Below are 7,591 nucleotides of genomic sequence, written 5' to 3' on the forward strand. Positions count from 1 at the left end.
CCCGACCAGACCAAGACCGTCGACCCCTGCAACCTGCAGCTGCTCTACCAGGGCCGCAGCCCCAGCTCCGGCGGCGACTACGGCCTCCTGCCCTACCGGCCGGGCCTGCTGACCCTGCAGCGCTGACGGTGTGACGTTCTGCCCGGGACGTTCGCGGCGAAGGCGCCTGCCGAACGGGTGAGCGCCGTCACGGCCCGCGATCAGGACCGGGTGGATATGGAACGGCGGGCTCGGTGCACGACCGAGCCCGCCGTGTCACGTGCAGAGCGAAACGGGTTCGGCGATGCGGGCCGTGGCTTCAGGCCATGCGGCTGATCCCGTTGTCCACTCCCAGTGCGTCACCGCGGTACCCGAAGGATTGCGACAGCTCCCGCCCGATGCCGAGCACCGACTTCTTGGTGCGGTTCACCTGGGCGGCATTCTTCTTGGCGGCGCTGACGAACGTGACCCCGATGCCCGCCACCGGACGGCCGTCGTGGTCGAGCACCGGCGCGGCGACGCAGCGGATCCCAGAAGTGGTGTTCTCGTCGTCCATCGCCACGCCCGCGACACGGACGTCGCGAAGCACCTCCAGGAGTTCGGCGATCGACCGCGGGCCCGCCCCCGTGTGAGTGGGCGAGCTGTAGCCCTCGTACAGGCGTAGCACGGCTTCTTCGCCCGGGTCGACCCCCACGAGCGCGGGCCTGCAGATGCTTCCCTGATGGCGGCGCTGGTAGTGGCGTCGGCGCTCGCCGGCTGGTGGGCTGCGCGCAGCGGAAGCCTCCGGCCGATGCCGCCGGCCGGCACGCTGATCACCGCCGCCGCGCTCGCAGCTCTCGGCCAGACCGGCGCCGGCTCCCGGTCTGGGTTGTCGACCTGCTGCTCGCCGTCCTGGGGCGGGCATCGGTATGGTGCTTCAACTGCTGATCGTCATCGCGCAGACGGCCGCACCGGCCGACTCTCTGGGCGTGGCCTCCGGCACGGTCGTCTTCCTGCGGTCGATGGGCGGCGCGTTCGGCGTCGCCCTGTCCGGCGCCGTCTTCACGGCGCGACTCGGCGGCGACACGGTGACGAGCCTGGCCGCCGTGGCCCGGCGAATGCGCGATCCGGCGCTCGCGGCGTCCTCCCACGAGGCCGTCGCGAACGCCATGACCGCCGTGTTCACTACCGGCGTGCCGTTCGCGCTGCTCGCCTTCGCCGCGGTGCTGGCCGTCCTCGCCGTCACGCCTCGGAGCCGGCTGGTCCCCGACGGACGCGCCTGAGCCGGCCGGCCCCACCCTTCAGGCCGGTCGGCCGGACCGTGGCCCATCGGCGTTCGTCAGGGCCGGCATCACGACGCCGCCGGGATGCACTCCGCCGAGGACGCTGTCGCCGCCCTGGAGAAGGCCGCCGGGGAAGACACGGCCGTCGGGGCAAGCCGCCGACAGCGGAGCTCGGAACGTCCCGACGGCCGGCGGATCCCGCGTGCCCCGGCCGGCTGGTCGTTACGCTGCGACCGTGACCTATGACGTTCACCTCGTCCGCCGCCTCCCCGGTCGCACTCTGCTGGAGACCTTGGAGGCGATCAACGCGCATTACGACCCGGACCGCGACGAGCCTCTTGTCGCACGGCTGACCGCCGAGCATCGTGCCGCATGGGATCGCATCGTGCGACGGGCGACGGAGGAAATCGGGCCTGTCGACATAGAGGAGTTCCCGTCCGGCCTGACGCTCCGGACGCAGGGGTCGCACGCCTTCCAGCTCAACTACGACGGGGACTCCGCCGACATCTCCATCCCATACCACTACGCCGCGGAGGAGGCCGGCGCCGTACTGGCGAAGGCGTACCGGCTCGCGCGCCTGGTCGAGGAAGAGGCCGGACTCGAAGGCTATGATCCCCAGAGCGATCGCCCCACCGCCGAAAATGACCTCGCGAGCGCGATCACCGAGTTCACCGGCATCGTCCGGTGGATAGCGGAGACCCTGCACTGAACCTGCGCCGACTTGGTCAAACGTAGTCAAGATCGGTTTGCGTATGGTTCGCGATCTTTGGCTCATGGCTGCTCGTGGCTGCCCTCGGATGCCTGCAGGGCTTGCGCCTACGGCCGAGAACTCCCAGGTCAGGCAGCAGATCGTAAGGTCAACTAGGTGCTCCCGGCAGGATTGGAACCTGCGGCACCCGCTTTGGAGGGCGGTGCTTGCCTCGGGGCGTCGATGCCTCTCACCTCGGCGTGTGGGGTCGCGAGCTGTCGGCCACCCCTTGATCATTTCGCGTGTATGCCGCGATTCGCTACCCGCGCTCGTGAGGGATCGGCGTGGCGAACCGCTGTGAGGATCGCAAGGAGGTGCTGGAGGGCGTCCGGTCAGGGATGGAAGCGCGTTGTCTCCCCTAGAGGCTCGCGGCCGACGGTGACCGCGTTGATCGCGGCCGCGGGGTCCGCATAGCCGAACGAGATGCCGAACAACAGTTTCCCGCCGGTGACGCCGAGCGTCTCGCGGACCGTGTCGGCGTAGAAGCTCAGCAGCGCTTGGGGACAGCTGGCTACCCCATGAGCGGCCATGGCAAGCAGCAGGGTCTGCGCGTACATGCCGACGTCGGCGGTCAGTCGCGGCTAAGAGCGTGTTTGGGAAGGGGCGATAACGGTCTGCGCACCTCGCCGCCATGACCACCGTCAGGTCGCGTCATGACTGAGTGCCCCGCCGCTACGTCCGGTAGGTCATATGACCTGGCCGGATGGAGAGCATCAGCAGCCTCGCGTCGCTGAATCGTTCACGTTACGGTGCCACCCAGCACGGCCTGGCAAACGGACCGGCCGGCATCCCGGCGACGGTGACCTTGTGCCGGCGACCGCCAATGACCGTCTTGTCCATCTGGGTAGCGATGGCCTGGAAAATCGGCCGCCGGAACAGATACAGAAAGATCGGACGTACGCGCAGCACGACGCCCTGCGGCTGTTCCGCCGAGTCCGAGGGCGGTTCGTCGGTGTCTTGCACCAGCGACAGCAATCGCGCCGCACGTTCATTGCCTGCTTGCCAACAGCTCTGGGAGCGTGCGACTCGGCTACAGAATTCCGCACGGTCACGCCCGTTCGGCATGCCCGCGCTTCATGCTCCCGACGGCCGGCCACGCTACCGCCGCCGTGCCCGCGAATAACAATGATCCTCTGTTCATTCACTCCGAAACCGTGTCATGTGATTGCTGCACTCGGTCGAGCATGCCGCTAGCGTAGGAGCCCCGAATTCACCTCGACTGCACGGCACCGCACCCGACATTCACATTCGCCTACACAATTCCAGCAACCGAGATTTGAAATCGACGACAATTGGAACCGAGGAATATCGTGAACAAGGAGCTGTCATGAGCCAGGGCACGGCCTCGGCCGGCGGCGGTGTCAGGGGCGTTCCTTCCGAGAAGCGAGCCGGCCGACACCCCTCGTTGGTCCTGCTCGTGGTGTCCACGGCGATCCTGCTCGACGCCCTGGATCTGTCCATCACTCAGGTCGCGCTCCCCGACATCCGCAGAAGCCTCGACTTGTCCACGGCCGGCGTGCAGTGGACCGTCAACGCCTACGTCCTCACCTACGCCGGTTTCCTTCTCTTCGGTGGCCGCGCCGCCGACCTCCTGAGCGCCCGCCGCGTCTTCCTCTTCGGCCTGACCATCTTCGGCGTCATGTCACTGCTCGCCGGGCTCTCGCCGAACGCGGTTGTGGTCATCCTCGCCCGCGCCGTCCAGGGCATCGGCGCCGCTCTCACCGTGCCCTCCAGCGTCGCGATCATCGCCGGCACGTTCGCCGAGGGCCACGAGCGCAACCGCGCCTTCGGCGTCTTCTCCGCGGCCGCCGCCTCCGGATTCTCCGCCGGACTGATCCTCGGCGGCGTCCTCACCGACCTGCTCAACTGGCGCTGGATCTTCTTCGTGAAGGTCCCGATCGTGGCCGCCACACTGATCATCGCGGTCCGCGTCATCCCCCACAGCGCCGAGCCCCATGACCGCTCGCGCAGCTACGACCTGCTCGGCGGCGTGCTCGGCACCGCCGGTCTACTGCTCATCGCGTTCACCGTCACGCAGATCGCCGACCACACTGTCCCGGTGCCTTTGGTCATCGCCTCCGCGGTCACCGCCGTGGTCCTGCTGATCGCGTTCGTCGTCAACGAGGCCAAGCACCCCGATCCTCTCCTGCCCCTGGGCATCTTCCGGATGCCGACCCTCCGCAACGCCGACATCTCGTCGCTGGCCGTGCTGGCCGCCCCGTTCGGCTACTCCTACGTGGTCACCCTCTACACACAGGAGGTTTTGCACTACTCGCCGCTGAAGACCGGTCTGGCGCTGCTGCCGGCGGCGGTGGTGTCCGCCCTGGTATCCCGCTATATCGCGCCAGCCCTCATCCGCCGCTATGGCATGCGTATCACCGGCAGCCTCGCCGGCCTGCTCCTGGTCGCGGTCGGATTCCTCATGCTGGCCCTTGTCGACGCCGACACCGGCTACGTAACCGTGCTGCTGCCCTCATCGATCATCTGCCTGGGTCTCGGCGTGGGCAACGCCTACCCGACCTACGCCATCGGCGGCGTGACCGGGGTCGGTATCTCACAGCAGGGTCTGGCGGCCGGCATCCAGCAGACCGCCCTCCAGGTCGGCGGTGGGCTCGGCCTCGCCCTGGTGGCCACAGGCGTGAGCGCCTCGCTTGACGGCAAAACCGACCCGAACGACTACATCCCCGCCCTGCACGTCGGCGCAATCCTCGGCACCGTCATCACACTGCTCGGCGCGATCGCCACCCTCCTCGGCCGGATGGACACCCCCGAGGCGGTCGCCGAAGAACAGAAGCAAAATTAGGCATTTGAGCCATGCTGATGTCGCGCGGACGCGCCGAGCATGTCCGCGTGACACTGTGAGCACCCTGCCCCTGATCACCTACGTGGAACAAGCCCGCCCCCGACCGCGCGACGAAGGCCAGGTCCACCCGGCGGCTCCCCGTGACCTGCGCCGACTCCCGGGCCGACGCGACTGCGGCAGTGGCCGTCGGGAAGGTCGGTGGCACCGATCATCCCTTGTGGGTAAAGTTGCCAGTTGACATGGGACCGGAACTCAAGCATCTCCGGTATTTCGTCGCCGTTGCGGAGGACCTGAGCTTCTCCAGGGCCGCCCGGCGGCTTTATGTCTCGCAGCAGGCGCTGAGCCGCATCATCCAGCAGCTCGAACACCAGCTCGGCGTCCAGCTATTCGAGCGCACCACCCGCAGCGTGCGGCTGACCTCCGCGGGTGAGGCGATGCTCGGCCCCGCGCGGCAGTCGATCGCCGCGGCCGAGGACGCACTCAAGACCGCCCAGCGGGTCGGCAACGGCGGGTATCAGCGCTCGCTGCGGGTCGACATCTCCTCCAGTGGTCTGCAGACCGGGGCAGTTCTGCTGCGCCACTTCCGGCGACTGCACCCGCAGATTCCGGTGTTGCAAATCGAGGAGGGTGTCACCCGCGGCCTGGTCGCCCTGCAGGAGGGCCGCCTTGACGTGCTGCTCGGGCTGGCCACTCACTGTCCGATCGAGATTCCAGCCGAGGTGATCCGGCGGGAGACGATCGTGCTGGGCATGGCCGCCGACCATCCGCTCGCGGATCTGGAGGTCGTGCCGGTGGCGCGGCTGGCCGACTTCGAGCTGTTGCTGCCGACCGAAGAGGCGGCCGTCGAGTGGGTCGAGTTCGTCGCGCAGTTCTGCCGGCAGGCGGGCATCCGAGTGCGCAGGTGGCCGGGCGTCACTTACGGCTCGCATGGCGCGGCGGACGTGCTGCGCGAGAGGCTCTGCGTCACACCGACGACGCGCTGGAACGAACCGCCTGCCGACCTGGTGTTCCGCCCGCTCGTCCAGCCTGTGCCGGTGTTCAGCTGGGCCATGATGATCGCACCTGCCGTCGAGAACACGCCTCAGGTCAGAGCCTTCGTCGAGTGCGCCCGCCTGGCCGCCAAACAGTACGACTGGCTGCTGCCACGCGAAGACGACATGTTCCGGGGAGCCGACGCGACGTCGTGAAATCTGCCGTACCTGAGGCGGACCCTGGGTGAGCGTGACGATCACATAACTGACCTTGCGCCGTATCGGACACTTCATCGGGCTGGCCACTCAGCCGGCTCCCCGGTGCATGCGAATCTGAATCAGCTCTCCGTTCGGCTTGGAATTACTCAGCTAATACGCATGGCATTCTTTGCCGCGTGGCGACGCATTTGTGTTACGGTGGAATACGCGATCAGTGGACGCGCGGCCGGTGAACATCGGCCACCGCCGGAGATGTTTGACGGGATTCACATGAATACACAGGAACATCGCATCGAGCTCACATACGCGCCGGACCACGTCGTGGTGCGAGTTAATGACACGGTCGTCGCGACCTCCTCCCGGGCGCTTGTACTCACCGAGACGAACTGCCCACCGCGGTACTACCTGCCGCAGGAGGATGTGAAGATGGATCTGCTGCGTTCGACGACGACGACGTCGCACTGCCCGTACAAGGGAGATGCGGTGTACTGGTCGGTTGACACCGGCGAGGCTCCGGTTGAAGACGTCGTCTGGTCCTACCCGGAACCATTCGCGCAGGTCGAGCAGATCAGGGGACGGCTCGCCTTCTGGGCCGAGAAGCCGGGTGTCACCCTGGAAGTGAATGGGCAGGTCGCGTAAGCAGTCCCAGTTCACAGCTTCCGCAGGGCAGATTTCGTAACGCGTGTTGAGGATCTCACGGGCCCGCGTGTTGTCGTAACACAGCGGTTCGGGACCTGTTTGATCGCGCCGAGGCAGGTTCTGGAACCGCGGCAGCCGCCTCGGCGCAAGACCGCGACGGAGCCAGGACACTCAGCTCAGCTTCCCCTCGCCTATGTAGAGGCCCACGTGGTGAATTGTGCTGGGTCGCGAGGATTGTAGGCGAAGAAGACCAGGTCGCCCGGTTGAAGTTGCGAGCGGTCGACGTGCTTGCCCGAGTGCCACTGGGGGCCGGTGGAAGAGCCGATGCTGACTCCTGCCTTGCTCCACACGTACTCGGTGAGGCCACTGCAGTCGAAGCCCTTGGTCCCGGCCCCGCGGCCCGTCCCGGACCCGATCACAACCCCGGACGAATCACCGACCTGAACATAGGCCGGCGAGACCGGCTCGGCGGCATCCTCCACGACTACTCACATGCCGTGTCGTGGCACTGCTGGATGAGCACCGCTGTGATGTCCTGCTCAACGCCACCGACCCGCGATTCGTGATGCCGCCGTTCCAGGCGGCGCTGAAGGTCCGCGTCCACTACCTGGACATGGCGATGTCGCTGTCCCGGCCGCACCCCGAGCGCCCGCATGAGGCGTGCGGAGTCAAGCTCGGAGACGCCCAGTTCGAGATGGCCGGCGAGTGGGAGAAGGCGGGCAGGCTCGCGCTGGTCGGCATCGGGGTGGAGCCGGGGCTGTCGGACGTCTTCGCCCGTTACGCCGCCGATGAACTCTTCGATCACATCGAGGAGATCGGCATCCGCGACGGCGCCAATCTCATCGTCGACGGGTACGACTTCGCGCCGTCCTTCAGCATCTGGACCACCATCGAGGAGTGCCTCAACCCGCCGGTGGTCTACGAGGCAGGCCGGGGCTGGTTCACCACGCCGCCCTTCAGCGAGCCGGAG

Annotated in this window: 10 protein-coding genes; 6 read left to right on the forward strand and 4 right to left on the reverse strand. The window is 67.4% G+C overall.

What is annotated here, in order from left to right:
* Positions 1-298: 298 nt before the first annotated feature.
* Positions 299-673, reverse strand: a complete 375-nt coding sequence (locus FLW16_RS44305; RefSeq protein ID WP_185949854.1) for an IclR family transcriptional regulator C-terminal domain-containing protein — start codon at positions 671-673, stop codon at positions 299-301.
* A gap of 214 nt (positions 674-887) precedes the next feature.
* Between FLW16_RS44305 and FLW16_RS42485 the strand changes: the two genes are divergently transcribed.
* Together FLW16_RS42485 and FLW16_RS42490 are read left to right on the forward strand one after the other, a co-directional pair.
* Complete coding sequence (locus FLW16_RS42485; RefSeq protein WP_142566658.1) at positions 888-1,241, forward strand: hypothetical protein; 354 nt, start codon at positions 888-890, stop codon at positions 1,239-1,241.
* Positions 1,242-1,476: 235 nt separating this feature from the next.
* Positions 1,477-1,950 carry a hypothetical protein gene (locus FLW16_RS42490; RefSeq protein WP_142566659.1) on the forward strand — a complete coding sequence of 158 codons (474 nt, stop codon included), beginning with the start codon at positions 1,477-1,479 and terminating at the stop codon, positions 1,948-1,950.
* Between the two features lie 371 nt (positions 1,951-2,321).
* Here FLW16_RS42490 and FLW16_RS42495 read toward each other — a convergent pair whose 3' ends face one another.
* Complete coding sequence (locus FLW16_RS42495; protein WP_221891594.1) at positions 2,322-2,546, reverse strand: nitroreductase family protein; 225 nt, start codon at positions 2,544-2,546, stop codon at positions 2,322-2,324.
* 187 nt (positions 2,547-2,733) lie between these two features.
* The gene (locus tag FLW16_RS42500) at positions 2,734-2,964 is read right to left on the reverse strand and encodes a hypothetical protein (RefSeq protein WP_142566660.1); all 231 of its coding nucleotides are present in this window, start codon (positions 2,962-2,964) and stop codon (positions 2,734-2,736) included.
* A 352-nt stretch (positions 2,965-3,316) separates the two neighbouring features.
* Between FLW16_RS42500 and FLW16_RS42505 the strand changes: the two genes are divergently transcribed.
* The 3 genes from FLW16_RS42505 to FLW16_RS42515 all read left to right on the forward strand — a co-directional run bounded on the left by FLW16_RS42505 (position 3,317) and on the right by FLW16_RS42515 (position 6,621).
* Positions 3,317-4,792, forward strand: coding sequence for an MFS transporter (locus FLW16_RS42505; RefSeq protein WP_142566661.1), 1,476 nt, complete (start codon positions 3,317-3,319; stop codon positions 4,790-4,792).
* Between the two features lie 239 nt (positions 4,793-5,031).
* Positions 5,032-5,979 carry a LysR family transcriptional regulator gene (locus tag FLW16_RS42510; RefSeq protein WP_142566662.1) on the forward strand — a complete coding sequence of 316 codons (948 nt, stop codon included), beginning with the start codon at positions 5,032-5,034 and terminating at the stop codon, positions 5,977-5,979.
* Between the two features lie 162 nt (positions 5,980-6,141).
* Positions 6,142-6,621: a DUF427 domain-containing protein gene (locus FLW16_RS42515; protein WP_221891595.1), complete on the forward strand. Its 480-nt coding sequence runs from the start codon at positions 6,142-6,144 to the stop codon at positions 6,619-6,621.
* A gap of 191 nt (positions 6,622-6,812) precedes the next feature.
* On the opposite strand, the gene FLW16_RS46420 is transcribed toward FLW16_RS42515, so the two are convergent.
* Positions 6,813-7,103, reverse strand: a complete 291-nt coding sequence (locus FLW16_RS46420) for an NlpC/P60 family protein (protein WP_221891596.1) — start codon at positions 7,101-7,103, stop codon at positions 6,813-6,815.
* A gap of 20 nt (positions 7,104-7,123) precedes the next feature.
* Here FLW16_RS46420 and FLW16_RS42525 point away from each other — a divergent pair.
* Positions 7,124-7,591 (forward strand): saccharopine dehydrogenase family protein (locus tag FLW16_RS42525; protein ID WP_185949855.1); only part of this gene is annotated, 468 nt, incomplete at its 3' end.

The organism is Microbispora sp. KK1-11 (assembly GCF_006874435.1).
In the GTDB taxonomy this organism is placed as follows: domain Bacteria; phylum Actinomycetota; class Actinomycetes; order Streptosporangiales; family Streptosporangiaceae; genus Microbispora; species Microbispora catharanthi.

What these genes read in the sequence shown, in the direction of transcription:
- FLW16_RS42485 (WP_142566658.1), top strand. Translation starts at nt 888, where the DNA reads ATGGTGCTTCAACTGCTGATCGTCATCGCGCAGACGGCCGCACCGGCC.
- FLW16_RS42495 (WP_221891594.1), bottom strand. Translation starts at nt 2,546, where the DNA reads ATGTACGCGCAGACCCTGCTGCTTGCCATGGCCGCTCATGGGGTAGCC.
- FLW16_RS42505 (WP_142566661.1), top strand. Translation starts at nt 3,317, where the DNA reads ATGAGCCAGGGCACGGCCTCGGCCGGCGGCGGTGTCAGGGGCGTTCCT.
- FLW16_RS42510 (WP_142566662.1), top strand. Translation starts at nt 5,032, where the DNA reads ATGGGACCGGAACTCAAGCATCTCCGGTATTTCGTCGCCGTTGCGGAG.
- FLW16_RS42515 (WP_221891595.1), top strand. Translation starts at nt 6,142, where the DNA reads ATGGCATTCTTTGCCGCGTGGCGACGCATTTGTGTTACGGTGGAATAC.